This window comes from Parafrankia sp. Ea1.12, from assembly GCF_900465275.1.
Taxonomy (GTDB): domain Bacteria; phylum Actinomycetota; class Actinomycetes; order Frankiales; family Frankiaceae; genus Parafrankia; species Parafrankia soli.
Window position 1 is genome coordinate 1 of the sequence record NZ_UBIZ01000528.1, and the last position, 497, is coordinate 497.

General features: G+C 70.6%; 1 protein-coding gene. It reads right to left on the reverse strand.

All coding sequences use genetic code 11. The features are described from left to right. Positions 1-10: 10 nt before the first annotated feature. A partial coding sequence (locus FMEAI12_RS30655; RefSeq protein WP_112108773.1) for an IS5 family transposase occupies positions 11-497 on the reverse strand: 487 nt, incomplete at its 5' end.

The following is a 497-nucleotide window of genomic DNA, read 5'->3' on the forward strand; positions in this document are numbered from 1 at the left end:
AGAGCTTGTCTCACGTGGCCAGTTTCTTCCAGCAGGTCAGCGTCGCTGCCAGGGCGAGGAATCCGAGGAAGTTGTGGCCGTTGCGTTCGTAGCGGATAGTGAGGCGGCGGTAGCCGCCGAGCCAGGCGATCGTCCTTTCGACCTTCCACCGGTGGCGGCCGAGCTTCTCGCTGGACTCGATGCCCTTGCGGGCGATCCGGGGCACGATGCCGCGGTCGCGCAGGAATCGGCGCAGGTCGTCGCTGTCGTAGGCCTTGTCGGCGCGCAGCTTGACGGGCCTGCGGCGCCGCGGCCCGCGCCGGGAACGGACCGCGGGGATCCCGGTGACCAGTGGGATCAGGGCGTGGCCGTCATGCAGGTTGGCACCGGAGACGCCGACGACCAGCGGGAGACCGGCGGCGTCGGTGAGCACGTGCAGTTTCGAGCCGGCCTTGCCGCGGTCGACCGGGCTCGGACCGGTCAGCGAGCCCCGCTCGCTCGCACGCTCGCGGAGTCCA